19 protein-coding genes and 1 other annotated feature are annotated in these 19851 nt (G+C 49.2%); of the genes, 9 read left to right on the forward strand and 10 right to left on the reverse strand.

What is annotated here, in order from left to right:
- The first annotated feature begins 1 nt into the window (after nucleotide 1).
- From ACX9GT_RS08810 to gndA, 8 genes are all read left to right on the forward strand, one after another.
- Complete coding sequence (locus tag ACX9GT_RS08810) at nucleotides 2-1093, forward strand: DegT/DnrJ/EryC1/StrS family aminotransferase (protein ID WP_473190726.1); 1092 nt, start codon at nucleotides 2-4, stop codon at nucleotides 1091-1093.
- A 48-nt stretch (nucleotides 1094-1141) separates the two neighbouring features.
- Nucleotides 1142-1924 (forward strand): ABC transporter permease, encoded by a 783-nt coding sequence (locus tag ACX9GT_RS08815; protein ID WP_473190727.1) that lies wholly within the window; start codon nucleotides 1142-1144, stop codon nucleotides 1922-1924.
- Nucleotides 1921-2670, forward strand: coding sequence for an ABC transporter ATP-binding protein (locus tag ACX9GT_RS08820; RefSeq protein ID WP_473190728.1), 750 nt, complete (start codon nucleotides 1921-1923; stop codon nucleotides 2668-2670). The genes ACX9GT_RS08815 and ACX9GT_RS08820 overlap by 4 nt, the downstream gene beginning before the upstream one ends.
- Nucleotides 2667-4985, forward strand: a complete 2319-nt coding sequence (locus ACX9GT_RS08825; protein WP_473190729.1) for a glycosyltransferase — start codon at nucleotides 2667-2669, stop codon at nucleotides 4983-4985. Before ACX9GT_RS08820 ends, ACX9GT_RS08825 begins: the two co-directional genes overlap by 4 nt.
- Nucleotides 4982-6628 carry a glycosyltransferase gene (locus ACX9GT_RS08830; protein ID WP_473190730.1) on the forward strand — a complete coding sequence of 549 codons (1647 nt, stop codon included), beginning with the start codon at nucleotides 4982-4984 and terminating at the stop codon, nucleotides 6626-6628. The genes ACX9GT_RS08825 and ACX9GT_RS08830 overlap by 4 nt, the downstream gene beginning before the upstream one ends.
- Entirely contained in the window at nucleotides 6612-7241 is a 630-nt protein-coding gene (locus ACX9GT_RS08835) for a NeuD/PglB/VioB family sugar acetyltransferase (RefSeq protein WP_473190731.1), read from the forward strand. The genes ACX9GT_RS08830 and ACX9GT_RS08835 overlap by 17 nt, the downstream gene beginning before the upstream one ends.
- Before the next feature lie 9 nt (nucleotides 7242-7250).
- Nucleotides 7251-8360: a glycosyltransferase family 4 protein gene (locus ACX9GT_RS08840; protein WP_473190732.1), complete on the forward strand. Its 1110-nt coding sequence runs from the start codon at nucleotides 7251-7253 to the stop codon at nucleotides 8358-8360.
- A 417-nt stretch (nucleotides 8361-8777) separates the two neighbouring features.
- Complete coding sequence (gene gndA / locus ACX9GT_RS08845) at nucleotides 8778-10184, forward strand: NADP-dependent phosphogluconate dehydrogenase (protein WP_037394100.1); 1407 nt, start codon at nucleotides 8778-8780, stop codon at nucleotides 10182-10184.
- A gap of 186 nt (nucleotides 10185-10370) precedes the next feature.
- Here the strand turns inward: gndA and hisIE are convergent, their stop codons facing one another.
- From hisIE to hisL, 9 genes are all read right to left on the reverse strand, one after another.
- On the reverse strand, nucleotides 10371-10985 hold the full coding sequence (hisIE, locus tag ACX9GT_RS08850; protein ID WP_473190733.1) for a bifunctional phosphoribosyl-AMP cyclohydrolase/phosphoribosyl-ATP diphosphatase HisIE: 615 nt from the start codon (nucleotides 10983-10985) through the stop codon (nucleotides 10371-10373).
- Complete coding sequence (gene hisF, locus ACX9GT_RS08855; RefSeq protein WP_473190734.1) at nucleotides 10979-11755, reverse strand: imidazole glycerol phosphate synthase subunit HisF; 777 nt, start codon at nucleotides 11753-11755, stop codon at nucleotides 10979-10981. Before hisF ends, hisIE begins: the two co-directional genes overlap by 7 nt.
- Complete coding sequence (hisA, locus tag ACX9GT_RS08860; protein WP_473190735.1) at nucleotides 11737-12474, reverse strand: 1-(5-phosphoribosyl)-5-[(5-phosphoribosylamino)methylideneamino]imidazole-4-carboxamide isomerase; 738 nt, start codon at nucleotides 12472-12474, stop codon at nucleotides 11737-11739. Before hisA ends, hisF begins: the two co-directional genes overlap by 19 nt.
- 5 nt (nucleotides 12475-12479) lie before the next feature.
- Nucleotides 12480-13070, reverse strand: coding sequence for an imidazole glycerol phosphate synthase subunit HisH (hisH, locus tag ACX9GT_RS08865; RefSeq protein ID WP_473190736.1), 591 nt, complete (start codon nucleotides 13068-13070; stop codon nucleotides 12480-12482).
- The gene (gene hisB, locus ACX9GT_RS08870) at nucleotides 13070-14137 is read right to left on the reverse strand and encodes a bifunctional histidinol-phosphatase/imidazoleglycerol-phosphate dehydratase HisB (protein ID WP_473190737.1); all 1068 of its coding nucleotides are present in this window, start codon (nucleotides 14135-14137) and stop codon (nucleotides 13070-13072) included. The genes hisH and hisB overlap by 1 nt, the downstream gene beginning before the upstream one ends.
- Nucleotides 14134-15210: a histidinol-phosphate transaminase gene (gene hisC / locus ACX9GT_RS08875; protein WP_473190738.1), complete on the reverse strand. Its 1077-nt coding sequence runs from the start codon at nucleotides 15208-15210 to the stop codon at nucleotides 14134-14136. Before hisC ends, hisB begins: the two co-directional genes overlap by 4 nt.
- Nucleotides 15207-16514 (reverse strand): histidinol dehydrogenase, encoded by a 1308-nt coding sequence (hisD, locus tag ACX9GT_RS08880; RefSeq protein WP_473190739.1) that lies wholly within the window; start codon nucleotides 16512-16514, stop codon nucleotides 15207-15209. The genes hisC and hisD overlap by 4 nt, the downstream gene beginning before the upstream one ends.
- Nucleotides 16515-16518: 4 nt before the next feature.
- The gene (gene hisG / locus ACX9GT_RS08885; RefSeq protein ID WP_459399135.1) at nucleotides 16519-17418 is read right to left on the reverse strand and encodes an ATP phosphoribosyltransferase; all 900 of its coding nucleotides are present in this window, start codon (nucleotides 17416-17418) and stop codon (nucleotides 16519-16521) included.
- A gap of 70 nt (nucleotides 17419-17488) precedes the next feature.
- Nucleotides 17489-17623: a sequence feature (His leader region), on the reverse strand.
- Nucleotides 17599-17646, reverse strand: coding sequence for a his operon leader peptide (gene hisL, locus ACX9GT_RS08890; protein ID WP_100396937.1), 48 nt, complete (start codon nucleotides 17644-17646; stop codon nucleotides 17599-17601). Its footprint overlaps the feature before it by 25 nt.
- 229 nt (nucleotides 17647-17875) lie before the next feature.
- Between hisL and ACX9GT_RS08895 the strand changes: the two genes are divergently transcribed.
- A complete protein-coding gene (locus ACX9GT_RS08895; protein ID WP_473190740.1) occupies nucleotides 17876-18700 on the forward strand; it encodes an SDR family oxidoreductase in 825 nt (274 codons plus the stop codon).
- A 9-nt stretch (nucleotides 18701-18709) separates the two neighbouring features.
- Here the strand turns inward: ACX9GT_RS08895 and ACX9GT_RS08900 are convergent, their stop codons facing one another.
- Nucleotides 18710-19618, reverse strand: a complete 909-nt coding sequence (locus ACX9GT_RS08900; RefSeq protein WP_473190741.1) for a LysR family transcriptional regulator — start codon at nucleotides 19616-19618, stop codon at nucleotides 18710-18712.
- Nucleotides 19619-19851: the final 233 nt, after the last annotated feature.

Consider the following 19851-nt stretch of genomic DNA (forward strand, 5'->3'; position numbering starts at 1 on the left):
TATGAGCATGATTCCGGTATATCAACCGAGCCTGAACGGCCGTGAAAAAGAATATGTGATGAAATGCATAGATACAACTTGGATTTCATCACGTGGCGAGTTCATTTCGGAATTTGAGCGTGCTTTTGCCGCTTATGCGGGATGCGAATATGCAACTACCGTAGCCAACGGCACAGTTGCATTGCACTTGGCATTGGAAGCCTTAGGGATTGGTGCAGGGGATGAAGTTATTGTTCCTACTCTGACTTACATCGCATCTGTCAACACCATAGTGCAAACTGGTGCATCGGTCGTCTATTGTGAATCAGAGGCCGATACATGGAACGTTGATGTTGAGGATTTACGTAAGCGCATTACACCTCGTACTAAGGCAGTCATGGTCGTTCACCTATATGGTCTGTCATGCAAAATGGATGCTGTTGTGGCTCTGTGTAAAGAGCACAACCTTTTCCTGATCGAGGACTGCGCTGAAGCATTTGGTTCACGCTTTAATGGTAAACACGTTGGCACGTTTGGCGATGTCGCAACTTTTAGCTTCTTTGGGAACAAAACTATCACCACAGGTGAAGGTGGTATGGTGCTGTGCCGTGATCGCGAAGTTCATGAACGCGCGTGTCATCTCAAAAGCCAAGGCGTATCGAAAACTCGTGAATACTGGCACGATGTGCTGGCCTACAACTACCGCATGACTAACATTTGTGCCGCTATTGGTCTGGCGCAACTGGAACAGGCGGACCAGATTATCGCACGTAAGCGTGAAATTGCTGCACAGTACACCAGAGAGCTTGCTGGGCTTCCACTGCATTTACAGCCTGAACCTGAAGGTTACTTCCATACTTACTGGATGTGTTCAATTTTGCTGGATGAGGCTGATGAGCGCGTTGGTTTACGTAATTATCTGAAAGAAAAAGGCATTGAAACACGACCACTGTTCCCGCCAGCACATACTATGCCGCATGTGTTCAGCAGCGAAAGTTTCCCTGTGGCCGAATCGTTAAGCGGACGTGGGATTAACTTACCCAGTTATCCAGCATTAACAGCAGAACAAATTACGTTCATCTGTAATGCGATAAAGACTTATTTTAATAAGTAACTAAAATAGTGCTCACTTTTGTGAGCACTTTACTATTGAAAGGGTAATATGATTAGCTATTTTCAAGGCGTTTGGGATGCACGCTATTTTTGGGTGCATCTCTCGTTATCAGATTTACGCTCTCGCTGGAGACGTTCTTTTTTTGGTGTGCTGTGGTCTATTATCCAACCGCTTGGTATTACCATTCTCATTTCTATCGTATTTGGAAAGATGTTTAACACACCGATTACGACTTATGCGCCTTATATTCTCTCAGGGATCCTGATTTGGGATTACTTAATGACATGCGTCACTGGGGGATCTCTATCTTTTGTTCAGGCTGATGCTTACATTAAGCAATGTAATCATCCATTAGCCATCTACACTTTACGCACGGTTTTGACTGCGAGTTTTATTCTGGCTATTGCCAGTGTCTCATTGATTGGTTGGACTCTAGTCGTATTGCCGGAAAACTTCGGTTGGTGCTGGTTGGCTGCCTTGACTATCTTCCCTATTCTTGCACTGATTGCTTGGCCATTATCTACAACGCTGGCTTACGTGGGAGTACGCTTTCGCGATGTGCCACATGCGTTGGGGCTAGTGATGCAAGGCTTGTGGTTTATTTCTCCCGTCTATTTTGAAGCCAGAATTTTTCGTTCAGGCGGTCTACATGTTTTGATTGATTATAATCCGATCTATCACCTGTTGCAGATTGTTCGTGCACCATTATTAGAAGGCAAATGGCCAACAGTAGTAAATTATCAGTACGCTTTGGGTACAGCGATCGTTTTCACTATTATCGCTGTACTGGTAGGCCGCAAATCAGAACGCAAGGTTATATTCTACTTATGAGAAATTTTATCAAATTGGAAGGAGTTAACCTTCACTACTCTTCAGTTGCATATCAAGAGCGTTCACTAAAATCCTGGTTAGCTAAGCTGGCGAGGGGAGGGGATCGTAAGCAAGCTGTTGGTGATGTGCACGCACTTAAAAATATTAACTTAGAAATTAATGAAGGCGAACGTATTGGCTTGTTAGGTCACAACGGTGCAGGTAAAAGTACATTTCTAAAGACAGTCGCTGGCTTATATCCTACCTCCAGCGGCAGGTTGCAAGTCCAGGGTAAAGTCCGCTCTTTGTTTGATCTTAGTCTGGGATTTGAGCCTGACGCATCCGGTCGTGAGAATATTCTATATCGTGGATTACTACTTGGGCTATTGCCAAAATATATGCGTCGTATTCAGGATGAGATTGTAGAATTTGCTGACTTAGGCGAGTTTATCGACTATCCCATTAAAACATATTCAGCGGGTATGCAGGTTCGTTTGGCTTTCGCGATTTCAACTGCAGTAGGCGGGAATATCCTTCTGCTGGATGAAGTCATTGGAGCAGGAGATGCGAACTTTATGATTAAAGCCAAAAAACGCATTACTGCCCTAATCGAACAGGCTGAGATATTAGTACTCGCATCTCATGACTTTGGTACTCTTAAAGAGATTTGTCAACGTGGGCTTGTTTTTCACAAAGGGCAAATTGTATTTGACGGTCCAATTGACAATGCTGTGTTAAAATATAAGGAAGTAAACGGAATCCTATGAGCAATAAAAAAAGAGTTATGTGGCTTCTTAATCACACAACTGCTCGAAAATTTGAAGTTCCGATGCTTAAAGAGTGTGGTTTTGATGAAGTTTTTTTGCCTAAGTCTTTTCCTGCTGACCCCAGTTTTCGCAGCGCATCAATTGATTGGTCTGAAGATGAGCATTTAACTATTCCTTTAGATGAGCTAGAGGTTTTAAACTCCACTGATTGGTATTCAGGTGGTACAAAACAAGCGTGGGAAATAGCAAGTAAATGGTTTCATGCTGTTTTTTTCATACCTTCGGATAAAGATAACATTAAAAATATGGCTGCATATTTTAATGGTGTCTGTGTTTTAAGAGCATATGGATTACTTCAGCCATTTAATTATACCGCATGGTTATCATCTGTTTCTGCCGGTAAAGGTGCAGAGTATATTAGAAAAATAGGAAGGCGATTTATATTTGGCATTGCATATGACCATCTTGCAGAACTCGAATCGCCACTTTTAAAAGATAGAGCAGTTTACTTACCTTTAGGAATGGTGGATACTAAAATAATCGCTAGCACGTGGACAGGGGAAAATAAAAATATATTATTTGTTTGCCCCGACATTGCTATTAACGCCTATTATAATAAAGTTTATAAAGATTTTATAAAAAATTTCAGTGGGTTTGATTATATCATTGCTGGTGCTCAACCTATCGAGGTGATGGATAAAGGAGTTCTAGGTTATGTGACTAACGAACAGCATAGCCAGAATATGTGCCATTCCAGTGTGATGTTTTATCATTCTCAGGAGCCTTATCATGTCCATTTTCATCCTTTCGAAGCAGTAAAAAATGGTATTCCATTGATTTTTATGGCCGAAGGTCTACTTGATAAGCTCGGGGGGGGGGATCTTCCTGGTAGATGTAGAAATATAAAAGAGGCCAGAGAAAAAATAGAGGCCATACTTAATTGTGATAGTAAATTAATTAAAAAAATTATTGGCACACAGTATGTTCTTCTTGAAAAGATGAATTTTGAAAAACTAAAACCTTTCTGGAGTGGCGGTGTTTCGCAACTGTTAAAGTTAAAAAAAGAACGTGTTCAACTTTCAAAAAGCATTTATAAAAATAAAAAAATAGCTGTCATTCTTCCCGTTGGTTATCTTGGTGGAAGCCTACGAGGTGCGCAGATGTTAGCTAGCGCGATTAAGCGCGGTTCAGAACTAAATGGCGAGGCTTGTCAGGTTGTTTTTTATCACCCAGAGAGTGATATTTATAATAACCTTATATTCACAGATCTCGAAAGCTCTGTATCAATCAGACCATTTAAATGGAAAAAGATTGCTGCTGAAGAGGCTGTAAGAGCCATGGAGTACGCAGGGTATGAAGGTTGGCGACCCGATAATGATTATTACATCATTCCTGACGATGGTATTAATTATGGGTTTGATTGTGCTCTTTGGCTAATTGTATCAGATCGAGTTGAAGCACCTTTATTACCCGTTAGGCCTGTGACCTTTATGGTTTATGACTACTTGCAAAGACGTAACAATTTCCTTGAACAGGGGATTAATGGGATCTTCATTGATGCAGTCCGTCGCGCTGATAAAGTCTTGGTAACTTCTGAGTTTACCTATCAGGATACATTGCAATATGCTGGTGTTAAAAAGGAGAAGTTGAGCAAAGTACCCATGCTTATTCCTGATTTCTCTTTAGGGCCTGAATGTGAAAGTGAATATGAATTTTCAACAGGCAGCAGTTCGGAGGAACTAGAAGAACCATACTTTGTATGGACAACTAACACAAACCCTCACAAAAATATCGATAAAATATTTGAAGCCTTCAAAATTTACTATGAAGTTTATAATGGTACATTGAAGTGTATGATAACTGGAGTTGATACGGAAAATATTCTTCAATCAACCGGTGAGCATCTCGTGAAAGCCAAAAGAATTTATTCTCTTTCAAAGCTAATGAAAAAGAATGTTATATTTAAGGGTAATCTTCCTGATGATGAGTATAAAGCCATATTGAAATCATCTGAGTTTTTATTGCATTCTGCTAATGGTGATAATGGTACGTTTTCAGTAGTGGAAGCAGCATTTTATGGTGTGCCATCACTGTCTAATTTTTATCCTGCGATAGATGAAATGAATGAAAACTACAATTTAAACTTGTCGTATTTTAATGTTTTCGATAAATATGATTCTGCTAGAAAAATTAAAAATATGGAGTTAAAGAGCAAGGAGTTAAAACTACAATTACCCAGTGTTGACAGTTTAAAAGAATATACTTATGAAAACTATGCTGTGAACTATTGGGATGAGTTGAAAGGATTATTATGAAGACTTACGGAATTTATGTTTGTTATCAGCCGACAGTAACTTTAAAGCAAGAAGGGTTAGGTCGTTATCTTGCAGCGTTTATTAAAGGTGCGAAAGATAAAGATGATGTACGGTTTAGCATTGTTTGCCCTAGTTGGTCTAAACATGACCTTATCGAACTTTTCGAAAGTGAAGGTGTTTCCCTTGACTCAGTAACTATTCATGCTCCAGAAAACCAACCTGTTATTCTCAAAATTTATACGCTTCTTTCTGAATTAAAAAATAGAAGTAAGAGAGCTAAATCAAGTTTTTTTGGCCGATATTTGGATAAGTTACGCCATTCTCCATTTTTTTTCTTAGGGAGAATTGAGAGAAGAGCTGTGAGCTCATATAGTTTTTGGGCTCTATTCCCAGCGATAATTGATATTCTAATGGTTCTTTTGATTTTTTTATTTGCATTACCTTTCATTACGGTTGTCGGTGCTGTTTATTATCTTATAAAAAAAATCAAGACGAGCAAGTTAAGTCATTATGTGGCATTTGCCAAGAGGAAAATGGTTAAGCTTTTCAATAACCCTAAAGACGATGGCTTTGTTTTAAATTTATATCAGTCAATGGTTTCTGAAGAAGCGAATAGGATGCTAAAAATAATTAATAGCATCGACTCAGTTTCTGCATGGTATTGCCCTACCGCTTTTTGGGAAACATTTTCGCATATTGATGCTCCGCGTTTGCTTTGCGTTCCTGATGTTGTATTGACACGCTTTCCTAGTGGTTTTTCACAAATAGGTGGAGATCGTGTTCTCCAGACATTTAAAACCATTCAGCGAACGATTAGTCAAAGTGAGCATTTTGTTACATACAGTCAGGATGTTAAAGAGCATACATTGGTTGAGCATTTTAATGTTGATGCCGACAATATATATGTAGTTAAGCATGCTCCAAATCGGCTCGATAATTGGTTAAATATTAGCGGCTTTCAGGATATTCAAGCTAGTTCAAGGTGTTATGCCGAGAGACTGTTTGCAACAGCACTATTAAAAAATGCCAATCCTTATATTAAAGGGATGAATGCTGGTTTTAAATTCATTTTTTATGCAAGCCAGTTTAGGCCGAATAAAAATATAACTAGCCTTGTGAAAGCGTATAAATATCTACTCGATAAGAAATTTATTCAGCATAAATTAATATTAACCTGTGCTCCGGGGCATTTAAAAAATTATGTTAAAGAGAATAATTTAGAACGTGATGTACTATTTATGCATAATCTTTCAGTCCAAGAGCTCGCAGCCTGTTACAAGCTCGCGAATCTCGCTGTTAACCCCACCCTCAGTGAAGGTGGCTGTCCTTTCACCTTTACAGAGGCGCTTTCCGTGGGCACTCCAGTGGTTATGGGGCGCATAGGTGTAACAGAAGAGGTTTTGACTGATCCTCAACTACAGGAAATGACTTTCTTTGATCCTTACGATTGGCAGAATATGGCCGATAAGATTGAATGGGCCTTGGATAATCTAGACTCGCTACGTGCAGTTCAGCTCAAAACCTATGAGCTGTTGATGAAACGAACATGGGAAGATGTTGTTAGTGAGCATATAACAGCGATGGATGAAATTGCAGAAAAGTTTTATGCGAATAGGAGCAACTTAATTGAACAAAAACATTAAGGGAGTGCTGTTTTACGGTTTCGGTGGGCACGCTCGTAGTATTGCTGACGTTGCTTTAGCCAATGGTATTGAAGCGCTTCTTTTTGTTGATGATAATGCCCGTCAAGGTGAAACCTTCGCCGAGTTTCCTGTTGTGAGTGAGTTTCCGCAGCATTTGCCCCAGGGCTGGATCGCGTTTCCAGCCTCGGGGCAGGGAGCAAAACGGTTGGCACAACTAGAAGAGATTAAACGGCGAGGATGGGCGACAGGAAATATTATTTCGTCCACCGCGACAATCGGTATACTCTCCCAAATTGAAAACGGATGTTTTGTTGGACATCACGCACATATTGGCCCAAACGTAAAAATAGGCAGTGCATGTATCGTGAATACGGGCGCTGTTATTGAACACGATTGCATTATCGGCAACTATACTCATGTTTCTGTTAATAGCACGATAGCAGGTGGATGTGATATAGGTGATTTTTGCTTTATCGGTGCAGGTGCTACAGCTATAAATGGTGTTAAAGTCGGTGATAATATTGCGCTCGGTGCTGGCGGGTGTTTTATAAAAGATGTTTTACAACCAGGTGTTTATGTAGGGATACCAGCAAAACAATTAAGTAAAGGGTGATTGTTTTTTATGCGTATTCTTCATTTTTATAAGACTTATTATCCCGATTCATACGGTGGAGTTGAACAAGTTATTTATCAGCTTACTGAAGGCAATAAAGCAGCAGATATTCAGACGTCTGTGCTTTCGCTGAGTCGTGCTCCAGAAAAAAGCACTGTTACCCTCGAGTATTCTAAGTCGGTTAAGGTTAAAGAGTTAATCAACATTGCTTCTACGCCATTTTCTCTGGATGCTATCTCAACATTCCGTTCTATGGCTGCCGAGGCAGATGTCATTCATTACCATTTCCCTTACCCTTTCATGGATATGGTTCATTTTCTAGCAAATATCGATAAGCCAACTGTCGTCAGCTATCATTCTGATATCCTAAAGCAAAGGTATTGGTTGAAGCTTTATCAGCCGTTAATGAAAAGATTTCTTTCATCTGTGACTCGTATTATAGCGACATCACCCAATTACTTTGCAAGTAGCTCAGTATTACAGGCATTTAAGGAAAAGGTATCCGTTATTCCAATAGGCATCGATCCTGAACCTTATCTCTCTATTGATGAGCAACGAATAGCATATTGGCAAAAAAAACTTCCTGTGCGCTTTTATCTTTTTATCGGCGCATTACGTTATTATAAAGGTTTAGATGTACTTCTGGATGCTATGCGTTCAGATGACATGTCAGTTGTCATCATGGGCTCTGGGCCAAATGGAATCCATTTAAAACAAAAGGCAGAACAATCTGGCATCAAACATATCCATTTTCTTGGTTCATTGGCGAATGAAGATAAATATGCTTTGCTAAAGCTATGCTATGGGATCGTTTTTCCTTCGAACTTGCGTACTGAAGCTTTTGGTATAACCTTGCTTGAGGGAGCATTATCTGCAAAACCATTAATAACCTGCGAAATTGGTACCGGTACTACCTATATTAATCAGCACCAGAAAACAGGATTAGTTATTCCGCCCTCTGATCCCTATGCATTGCGTACTGCAATGCGTGAGTTATGGGATAACCCAGACTTGGCAATGAGGTACGGACAGGCTGCACAACAGCGTTTTTACACGATTTTCACGGCAGAGAAAATGACGAGTCAGTTTGATGAGCTTTATCGTTCTTTGCGCACGTAAAATTTTGTTATTTCAGTGCTGTAAATTCCAGTCTAAATAGCTATTTCACAGTAGATAACAACTGCCGTTTCGGAGTCGACGTTGTAGCGGCAACGTTTTTTAGATGTCAGAGAACTTGTGTCGAGTGGTCGTTCAGGATAACGCTACTGGTTTCTAATGGAGACCGACGACATCAACCTTCTCCATTAATACATCCAAAATGCAAGGCATACACTGACACTAAACCTGCGTCACGGCTGGGGAGTCTGTCTGCCAAGGAGCATATCCAGACCTCTTTTACTCCAATCGATAAGATATTGACCTATCGCACCAATCACTACCCCCCGGCCTCAATCCTGAGTTAACATGTGCGCCACATCAAAAAACCTGTTGGCCACGAGCCGTGATACAGGTGCTATCTTCAGACAGGAGTTCTTAATGTCCAAACAACAAATCGGCGTTGTCGGCATGGCGGTGATGGGCCGCAATCTGGCATTGAACATCGAAAGCCGTGGTTACACCGTTTCTATCTTTAACCGTTCAGGCGACAAAACTGACGAAGTTATTGCTGAGAATCCGGGTAAAAACCTGGCCCCTTATTACACCGTCGAAGAGTTTGTCGCATCGCTGGAAAAGCCGCGCCGCATTTTGCTGATGGTGAAAGCGGGCGAAGCGACGGACAAAACCATTGCCTCTCTGACTCCACACCTGGAAAAAGGCGACATCCTGATCGATGGCGGTAACACCTACTATCAGGACACTATCCGTCGCAACCGTGAACTGTCTGCTCAGGGCTTCAACTTCATTGGTACCGGCGTTTCCGGCGGTGAAGAGGGGGCGCTGAAAGGGCCTTCTATCATGCCGGGGGGCCAGAAAGAAGCTTACGAACTGGTAGCACCTATCCTGAAGAAAATCGCTGCCGTAGCCGAAGGCGAGCCTTGTGTGGCTTACATTGGTGCCGATGGTGCCGGTCACTACGTGAAAATGGTGCACAACGGTATCGAATACGGCGACATGCAGCTGATCGCAGAAGCCTACTCTTTGCTGAAGCAGGCGTTGAACCTGAGCAACGAACAGCTGGCTGAAACCTTTGCTGATTGGAACAAAGGTGAACTGAACAGCTACCTGATCGACATCACCAAAGACATCTTCACCAAGAAAGATGAAGAGGGTAAATACCTGGTTGATGTGATCCTGGACGAAGCGGCCAACAAAGGCACTGGCAAATGGACCAGCCAGAGCTCGCTGGATCTGGGTGAACCGCTGTCGTTGATCACCGAGTCGGTGTTTGCACGTTACCTGTCTTCACTGAAAGACCAGCGCGTTGCGGCATCTAAAGTGCTCACCGGCCCGAAAGTGGCTGCTTTCAGCGGCGATAAAGCCGAGTTTGTAGAGAAAGTGCGTCGCGCTCTGTATCTGGGCAAAATCGTTTCCTATGCGCAGGGCTTCTCTCAGTTGAAAGCCGCTTCTAAGGAAAACAACTGGGATCTGAACTACGGTGAAATCGCCAAGATCTTCCGTGCCGGTTGCATCATCCGCGCCCAGTTCCTGCAGAAGATCACCGATGCCTACGCGGAAAATGCCGACATCGCTAACCTGCTGCTGGCACCTTACTTCAAGCAGATTGCCGACGAATACCAGCAGGCGCTGCGTGATGTGGTTTCCTATGCGGTGCAGAACGGTATCCCAACGCCAACCTTCTCTGCGGCGATCGCCTACTACGATAGCTACCGCTCAGCGGTGTTGCCAGCTAACCTGATTCAGGCGCAGCGTGACTACTTTGGTGCTCACACATATAAACGTACCGACAAAGAAGGCGTATTCCATACCGAATGGATGGAGTAATCCCGATAGTTGAACGATAAAAAAAGCCGCCGAGGTTAACGCCCGGCGGCTTTTTTATTGGGAATGTAAATACACCGATTTTAGTGCTCGCGGTGAGTCACCAAAAATAGCCCAGTAAACTCGATCGGTTCCCTCTCCCTGTGGGAGAGGGTTAGGGTGAGGGGGGATTTGGTGGCTGAGCCGGTACTACTTCTGATGCCGCTCCCGCAGGCGGCCAATCACTTTACTTAAGTCCAGATCCTGGTCCTGCAACAATACCAGCAGGTGATAAATCAGGTCGGACGCCTCATTGGTCAGTTCTTCGCGATCGTTCACCGTGGCGGCCAGAGCGGTTTCTACCCCTTCTTCGCCCACTTTCTGCGCAATACGCTTGGTGCCGCTGGCGTACAGCTTGGCGGTATACGAGCTTTCCGGGCTGGCGGTTTTGCGTGAGGCCAACAACTGCTCAAGCTGATACAGAAAGCCCCAGTCGCTGTTCGCCGGATGGAAGCAACTGTTGTTGCCCAAATGGCAGGTCGGGCCGATCGGGTTCGCCAGGATCAGCAAGGTATCGTTGTCGCAGTCTGGCGTAATGCTCACCACGTTGAGGAAGTGGCCGGAGCTTTCGCCTTTGGTCCACAGCCGTTGCTTGGTGCGCGAGAAGAACGTTACTTTGCCGCTTTGCTCGGTCACCGCCAGCGCTTCCTGATTCATATAGCCGAGCATCAATACTTCGCCAGAAACGGCGTGTTGGACGATCACCGGCAGCAGATTGTCGGTTTTTACCCAATCCAACTGATTTCTTTGTTGTTCTGTTAACACAAACGCATCTCCACGCCACGTTCCGCCAGGAACCTTTTCAGTTCGCCGATATTAATGATTTGCTTATGGAATACCGAAGCGGCCAATGCACCGTCGACGTCCGCATCGCGGAAGGCTGCCAGAAAGTGTTCCATGGTGCCCGCACCGCCGGAGGCGATCAGCGGCACTTTGCATACGTCACGCACTTTCCTCAGTTGTTCCAAATCATAACCGTTACGCACGCCGTCCTGGTTCATCATGTTAAGCACGATCTCCCCAGCGCCGCGTTTCTGCACTTCTTGCACCCAATCGAGGGTTTGCCACTCGGTCACCCGGGTGCGGCTTTCGTCGCCGGTATATTGATTAACGTGATATTTGCCGGTTTCGGCTTCATACCAGGTATCGATACCGACCACGATGCACTGCACGCCAAAGCGGTCTGCCAAGCGGCTGATCAGGCTTGGGTCGGCCAATGCGGGTGAGTTGATGGAGATCTTATCCGCGCCAAACGATAAAATCTGGCTGGCGTCTTCGGCACTTTTGATGCCACCGGCCACGCAGAATGGAATGTCGATCACTTCCGCCACTCGCGATACCCAGCTTTTATCCACCACGCGCCCATCGCTGGAAGCGGTAATATCATAAAACACCAGTTCGTCAGCCCCTTCCTGCGCATAGCGCTGGGCCAGTGGGACGATATCGCCAATGATCTCGTGATTGCGGAACTGTACGCCTTTCACCACTTGCCCATCTTTAACGTCCAGGCAGGGGATTATCCGTTTTGCCAGCATGCGATTGCCTCCTCGACGCTGAATTTACCATCCAACAGGGCGCGCCCGACGATCACCCCTTCAACACCGCTGCCGCGTAACTGGGCGATATCATCCAAGTTACCGATACCGCCAGAAGCCTGGAAGGCGATCTGCGGATAGCGCTCGCACACTTCCTGATACAGCGCCACGTTGGAACCTTTCAATGTGCCATCGCGCGAAATATCGGTGCACAGCACGTGTTTCAGGCCGAATGGCAGGTATTGTTCCACTACCTGTTCCAGCGTGGCGTCCGAGTTTTCCTGCCAGCCGCTGATGGCCACGCGCTTGGTGCCTGTGGCATCAATGCGCACGTCCAGCGCCAGCACCATGGCGTCGGCCCCGTAACGCTCGAACCAACCCTGTACCATCTCCGGCTGTTTCACGGCGGTAGAACCAATCACCACGCGGGTGGCACCGGCTTCCAGTAGCGCTGCAACGTCCTGCTCATTACGAATGCCACCGCCAACCTGCACCGGTACGCTGATGCCAGCCAGCAGTTTGCGCAGCAGCGGGATCTGGCGCGCGGCCGGATCTTTAGCGCCGGTCAAATCTACCAGATGTAACACCTGTGCGCCCTGGCGCTGGTAATCTTGCAAACGCAGCAACGGATCGTTGCCGTAGTCGCGCTGCTGGCCGTAATCGCCCTGATGCAGGCGCACCACATTGCCGTCGATCAAATCCAAAGCGGGAATAATCATGCTGCCTACATCTCCAGAAAGTTTTTCAACAGTTGTGCTCCGGCCATGCCAGATCGCTCGGGATGAAACTGCACGCCAAAGAAGTTGTCTTTTTGTACGGCGGCGGTGAATGGCTCGCCGTAGTTCGCCTGAGCGATGGTGCTTGAGCATATCGGCATCGCATAACTGTGAACAAAGTAGAAGTAAGCACCGTCCTCGATGCCACGAAACAGAGGGTTACCCGCCTGCGAAGTCACCTGATTCCAGCCCATGTGCGGCAGTGGCAGGCCGAGGTCGTTCATCTGCTTCACCGGGGTATCGATAATGCCCAGCGCTTTGATGCCGCCACTCTCTTCACTGCTTTCTGCCAGCAACTGCATACCGAGGCAGATGCCTAGCACCGGCTGAGTGCAGGCTTTGATCAGCTCGATCAGATCGCGCTGTACTAACTGCTCCATGGCCGCCTGCGCGGTGCCGACGCCGGGCAGAAATAGCTTATCGGCGCGCAGCACGATCTCGGGGTCACGGCTGACTTCTGGCCGATAGCCCAGCCGCTGTACCGCATAGTTAACCGAAGCAAGGTTGGCGCAACCGGTGTCCAGGATCACCACGTTCATCACAGCACCCCTTTCGAGCTCGGGAGGGTATTGCCCTCAACGCGGATCGCCTGGCGCAGCGTGCGGCCAAATACTTTGAACAGGCTTTCGACGCGGTGATGGTCGTTCTTGCCCTTGGTTTTCAGGTGCAGGGTGCAGGCCATGGTGTAAGACAGCGAACGGAAGAAGTGCTCGACCATCTCGGTGCTGAGATCGCCCACGCGCTGATAGTTGAACTCGGCGCGGTATTCCAGGTGCGGACGGCCAGAGAGATCCATCGCGCAGCGTGCCAGGCATTCATCCATCGGCAGCACAAAGCCGAAGCGTGCGATGCCGCGTTTGTCGCCCAGCGCTTTGTTCAGCGCTTCACCCAGCGCCAGCGCGGTGTCTTCCACCGTGTGGTGATCGTCGATGTACAGATCGCCATTCACCTGAATGTCCATGCGGAAGCCGCCGTGGGTGGCGATCTGATCCAGCATATGGTCGAAGAAGCCGACGCCGGTCTTAATCTTGCTGCCGCCTTCGCGATCCAGCCAGACGTTAACGTCAATCTGCGTCTCTTTGGTCACGCGGTTAACGTGGGCGTGGCGATCGCGCTGGGTCAACTGCTGGGTAATGGCTTTCCAACCCAGTGTTTCACGCTGGTACAGCAGCCCCTGAATGCCCATATTGTCGGCCAACTGGATATCGGTCTGGCGATCGCCAATCACGTAGCTGTTGGCGGCGTTCATCACGCCCGGTTGCAGATAGCCTTTCACCATGGCGATTTTCGGCTTGCGGCAGTCGCAGTTGTCTTCCGGCTTGTGCGGGCAGATCAGGATATCGTCGAATTTCACGCCCTGTGAACTGAGGATCTGCATCATCAGGTTGTGCGGCGGATCGAAGGTTTCCTGCGGGAAACTGGCGGTGCCGAGGCCGTCCTGATTGGTGATCATCACCAGCGTAAAACCCGCCTGCTGCAACGCCAGCAAGGAAGGGATCACGTCCGGCTCCAGCGCCAGTTTATCCAAACGGTCAACCTGGAAATCTTCAGGTGGCTCAGCAATCAGCGTGCCGTCGCGGTCAATAAAGAGGAATTTCTGGCTCACATAGGCTCCTTTGTGCCAAGCAGGGGTTTGAGCGCGTCAACGACGCGTTGGCATTCTTCACGCGTGCCAATGGTGATGCGCACGCAGCCGGCAAGACCGGGCTGTTTATGTTGATCGCGCAAGATAATGCCCTGATCCCACAGCGTTTTAAACACATTGCTGGCAGCGTTGCAGCGCACCAGCAGGTAGTTGCTGTCGCTGGTGAACACCTGTTCGACGCAGGCACAGTCTTGCAGCGCCTGTTGCAGCCAACTGCGGTTAGCGCTGATTTCTGCTACTCGCTGGCGCATCAGGTTTAGCCCTTCGGTGCTCAGCGCTTGGGCGGCGATATCCGCCACCGGGGTAGAGAGTGGATAAGGGGCGATCACTTTCAGCAGCAGGGCGATCACTTCGGTATTGGCCAGGGTAAAACCACAGCGCAGGCCCGCCAGCGCAAAGGCTTTCGACAGCGTGCGCAGAATCACCAGGTTAGGATAATCGCTCAACCAGCCCGCGACCGAAGCCTGTGGGCAGAATTCGATATAGGCTTCGTCAACCGCGACGATCGCTTTGCCGTTGGCCATTTCCAGCAGTTCACGCAGGTCGTTTGGATCCAGCAGATTACCGGTCGGGTTGTTCGGGCTACAGGCGTAGATCAGCTTGACGTTATCCAGGCTGGCGGCAATGGCGGGCAGATCGAGCTGCCAGTCGGCTTTGGCCGCCACGGTGCGGCGTTCAACCCCGAAGGTTTCAGCACTGACGGCGTACATGCCGTAAGTTGGCGGGCAGAACAGAATGGCGTCTTTACCCGGCTCACAGAAGGCGCGGATCAGCAGTTCGATGCCTTCATCTGCGCCACGGCTGACCAGCACCTGCTCCTGATTCACCCCGGCGTAAGCGGCATAGCGCTCGATCACCAGCGCTGGTTGGCATTCCGGGTAGCGGTTGAAGGTTTGCGCGGTTAGCTGAAACTCTGGTGCGACCGGATATTCGTTGGCATTCAGCCACACATCGCCCTTGCCACCCAAGCGGCGCGCCGACTGGTAGGGGGTCAGCTCGCGCACGTTTTTACGTGCTAATTGTTCAATGCTCATGCTTGCTCCTTCAAGGCGGCGACGCGTAAGGTCACGGCGTTTTTGTGGGCGATCAGTTGCTCGGCAGCCGCCAGCGTTTCTATAGTGGCGGCCAAGTTCATAAAGCCCTGCGGCGTTAGTTCCTGTACCGTCATGCGCTTCTGGAAGTCCGCCAACCCCAGGCTGGAGCAGGTGGCGGTATAGCCGTAGGTCGGCAGCACGTGGTTGGTGCCCGAAGCGTAATCCCCGGCAGATTCCGGCGACCAGTCACCGAGGAACACCGAACCGGCGCTGGTAATGCTATCTACCAGATCGCGCGCGTTGCGGGTTTGGATAATCAAATGTTCCGGGCCGTATTGATTACTGATGGCGATACATTCGGCCAAATCCTGCGTGACGATCAAGCGGCTGCTGGCCAGCGCCTGGCGGGCGGTTTCTGCGCGCGGTAATGCGGCCAACTGCTGTTCAACCGCTTGCGCCACCGCCTGCGCCATGGCGGCATCCGGCGTCAGCAGGATCACCTGCGAATCTGGCCCATGTTCGGCCTGTGACAGCAGATCGGAAGCGACAAACGCCGGGGTTGCGCCGCTGTCGGCAATCACCAGCACTTCGGAAGGGCCAGCAGGCATATCAATTGCCGCGCCGTCCAGTCGCTGGCTGATTTGGCGTTTGGCTTCGGTCACAAAGGCGTTGCCCGGCCCGAAGATTTTAGCCACCTGCGGCACAGAATCGGTGCCGAACGCCATGGCAGCAATCGCCTGCGCGCCGCCGACCTGAAACACTTCCTGCACGCCGCACAGCTTGGCGGCATAGAGGATCTCATCGGCAATCGGCGGTGGTGAGCACAGCACCACGCGGCGGCAACCGGCGATGCGTGCCGGAGTCGCCAGCATCAATACGGTGGAAAACAGCGGTGCTGAGCCGCCAGGGATGTACAGGCCGACCGAGTCGATCGGGCGGGTGACCTGCTGGCAGCGCACGCCGGGCTGGGTTTCCACATCCACCGGCGGCAGTTTTTGCGCATTGTGAAAGGTTTCCACGTTGGCGACGGCGACGGCCATCGCCTGTTTGATCTCGTCACCCAAGCGGGCGCAGGCCTGCTCGATCTGCTCTGCGGTAACGCGTAGCGCACCCACTTCGGTTTTATCAAACTTGGCGCTGTATTCACGCAGCGCGCTATCACCGTTGGCCTTCACGTTGTCGAGGATCTCGCACACCGTGCGGGTGATGCTGCCTGAAGCGGAGATCGCCGGGCGCATCAGCAGTTCTGCACGCTGTGGTGCGCTGCATTCTGCCCAATTGACGATGGTATTGAAGTTCGACATGGCGTTACTCCATCATCTTCTCAATTGGCAGCACCAGAATGGAGCTGGCACCCAGGGTTTTCAGTTTTTCCATGGTTTCCCAGAACAGGGTTTCGCTGCTCACCATGTGCATCGCAACGCGGTTCTGCGCACCGGCCAACGGCAGGATGGTAGGGCGCTCGGCACCCGGCAGCAGGGCGATGATCTCATCCAGACGATCGCTTGGCGCGTGCAGCATGATGTATTTGGATTCGCGTGCTTGAATCACCCCTTGAATACGGGTCATCAGGCGATCGATTAACTGCTGTTTAGCCGCTGGCATTTCGCCGTCGCGCTGGATCAGGCAGGCTTTCGAGCGATAAATCACTTCCACTTCGCGCAGGCCGTTGGCTTCGAGCGTGGCGCCGGTGGAAACCAGATCGCAGATGGCATCCGCCAGGCCAGCACGTGGTGCCACTTCCACCGAACCGTTCAGCAGGCAGGATTTAAAACGAACGCCTTGTTTATCGAGGTATTGCTTCAGCAGGTGCGGGTAAGAGGTGGCGATGCGGGAGTCTTGCAGGCTTTGCGGGCCGCTATATTCGCTGTCCAGTGCGGTAGCCAGCGACAGGCGGCAGGAGCCGAAATCCAGGCGGCGCAGGGTGAAGTAACGCGGATCTTCGCCTTGCGCACGGCGGTTGAGCAGCTCTTCTTCCAGCACGTTCTCACCGATGATGCCCAGATCGACTACGCCATCCATCACCAGCCCAGGGATGTCGTCATCACGCACGCGCAGGATATCAATCGGCATATTCTCGGCGAAGGCAATCAGGCGTTGCTGCTGTAAGTTGATTTTGATACCGCAGCGGGCCAGCAGTTCCTGAGAGTCTTCACTCAGGCGGCCTGATTTCTGCATTGCTATCCGTAAACGTGTTTTATCCAACATGGTAACCTCTGTTTAAACTGTAATTTTATGAATTTATTGTAAAAACTATTTTTCTGTCTGTCCGGAGCCAAAAAAAAAGCCCTCGGAAGATATCTTCCGAGGGCTTTCTCTTGCGTTTGTTAGGTTCTACGCGCCACTGGAAGATTTTAAACCGTCTTCCAGCACACATCGCCCGAAAGACTAGTCTGGGTGATGGTGATGATGGTGGTTGAACTGAACGCGAGTCATGTGTTTTCTCTTTAAAATAAATCAGCCAATGCTGAGTTGCTGATTAACCTAAACTATCAGCATGGTCTCGCGCAACTGTTTTTTATCAACATAAATTTAATTCATTGAAACAGGCTGAATTATTAGCCAGCTACGGCTTTACGAACCTTTACCTGGGTTGATTGTATCCCTATGCCGAGTGGCGTAGCCTTAATCACCGGGCGTTATCATTTTCAGGAGAATTAAGTTAATGAAAAAAATCGCCATTATTGGCCTGGGCTGGTTGGGCATGCCGCTGGCTTTATCGTTAATGAGCCGCGGGTTTGAGGTGGTTGGCAGTAAAACCACGCCGGACGGTGTCGAAGCCGCGCGGATGAGCGGTATTGAATGTTATCAGCTCGAACTGACGCCTGAACTGATTTGCGAAGCTCATGACCTGGAACAACTGCTGTACGCTGATGCGCTGGTGATCACGCTGCCAGCCCGGCGCACCGTGGAAGGCAGCGAAGGCTACTTTAATGCCGTGCGCATGCTGGTAGACAGCGCGATGGCGTTCGGTGTGCCGCATATTATTTTTACCAGTTCGACCTCGGTGTATGGCGAAACTACCGGCCTGGTGCGTGAAGATTCACCGCTGCAACCGGTGACCCCTTCGGGGCGGGTGTTGGCAGAGCTGGAGCGCTGGCTGCATGAATTGCCGAATACCTCGGTGGATATTTTGCGCTTGGCGGGTTTGGTCGGTGCTAATCGCCATCCGGGCCGTTTCCTGGCGGGCAAGATTGACGTCAAGGGCGGGGCGCAGGGGGTCAACCTGGTACATCAGGATGATGTGATCGCCGCCATTCAACTGTTACTGAAATTGCCCAAAGGGGGGCATGTTTATAATCTCTGTGCGCCAAGCCATCCGACCAAACGTGAGTTTTATCCGGCGCTGGCGGCACAGTTGCAGCTGCAACCCCCGCAGTTTGCCGAAGAGCCGGAACAGGCAGGGCGGCTGGTGGACGGCAGCCGTATCTGCAAGGAACTGGGGTTCGAATACCAACACCCGGATCCGGCGCGTATGCCGATCAGTTAAATCGAGTTTTCAGCGCAGCGTGTTGCAATGTGGCACGCTGTCGGCCAGATCCGCTAACAGCGCCGCCAACGATTTTTTTGGCTGACCGGGGCGTGTAACCAGGCTTAACTGCGCCTGGTAAGTGAGCGGTTGTCCTCCTAGCTGTTTCATCAAACCCTGTTCGACCCAACGGCTGGCAAAATGGGTAGGCAGATAGCCCAGGTATTCGCCGCTGAGGATCAGATGAGCCACGCTTTCCATGTGGTAAGCCATGGCACCAAACTCCAGCGGTGCTACCGGGCAAAGCTGTTGTGCCAGCAGGTAACCGCGTTTTACCCAGCGGGCATTCTCGATTTGCTGGCGGTTTGGGGCATCAAGGGTAAACAACGGGTGCTCGCTGCTGCAATAAATCGCCTGCGATTCCTGGCACCAGGGGTGATAAACCAGTTCGTTCAACTGCTGGCCGAAATAACCAATCCCCAGATCCAACTGCTGGTTCAATAATCCCTGCTCAATCTCCGCGGGTGAACAGATACGGCATTGAAACTGCACGTCCTGACGGCGGCGGCGAAATTGCCTGATGGCTTGGCTAAAAGGGATCCCCGGCAGCGAAACCAGATTATCTACCAGGCCGATCATCAGATCGCCGCTTAGCATGCCATTGAGCGATTGGCTGACGCGCGTAAAATCGCGCGTTGCATTAAACAGCGTGCGGCAGGCGCTCAGCATTCTTTCTCCTTTCGGCGTTAACTGAAAGCCGGATCGCCCGCGCTGGCACAGCCTGAATCCCAAGCGCGTCTCTAACGTACTGAGATGAGTGCTGATGGTGGATTGATTCATCATCAGGGCGTCCTGCGCGGCGCTAACTCCCCGAGCTTCCGCTACCGCCACGAATACCCGCAGCAGTTTGAAATCGATATCGCTGAGATTGGTGATCATCTTCGCACTCCTTGAATATTCGCCATTTAACGCCACGGCAACATTCCTGCTGCGCGCGCTAGCGCTCGGTGATTTTTCCATTCTTTATGTCTGCGAATAAAATAAAAATCAACAGGTCAAGGTGTTATGACACATTGGCTTTCCCAATGCTTACATTAAAAACAGGGAATAGTAACGCGGGTCGGTTAGGGCATAGGCTGTGATTGTTGCTGAAATGTTACGCATCGATGATT

The organism is Serratia sp. YWN4, from assembly GCF_055790845.1.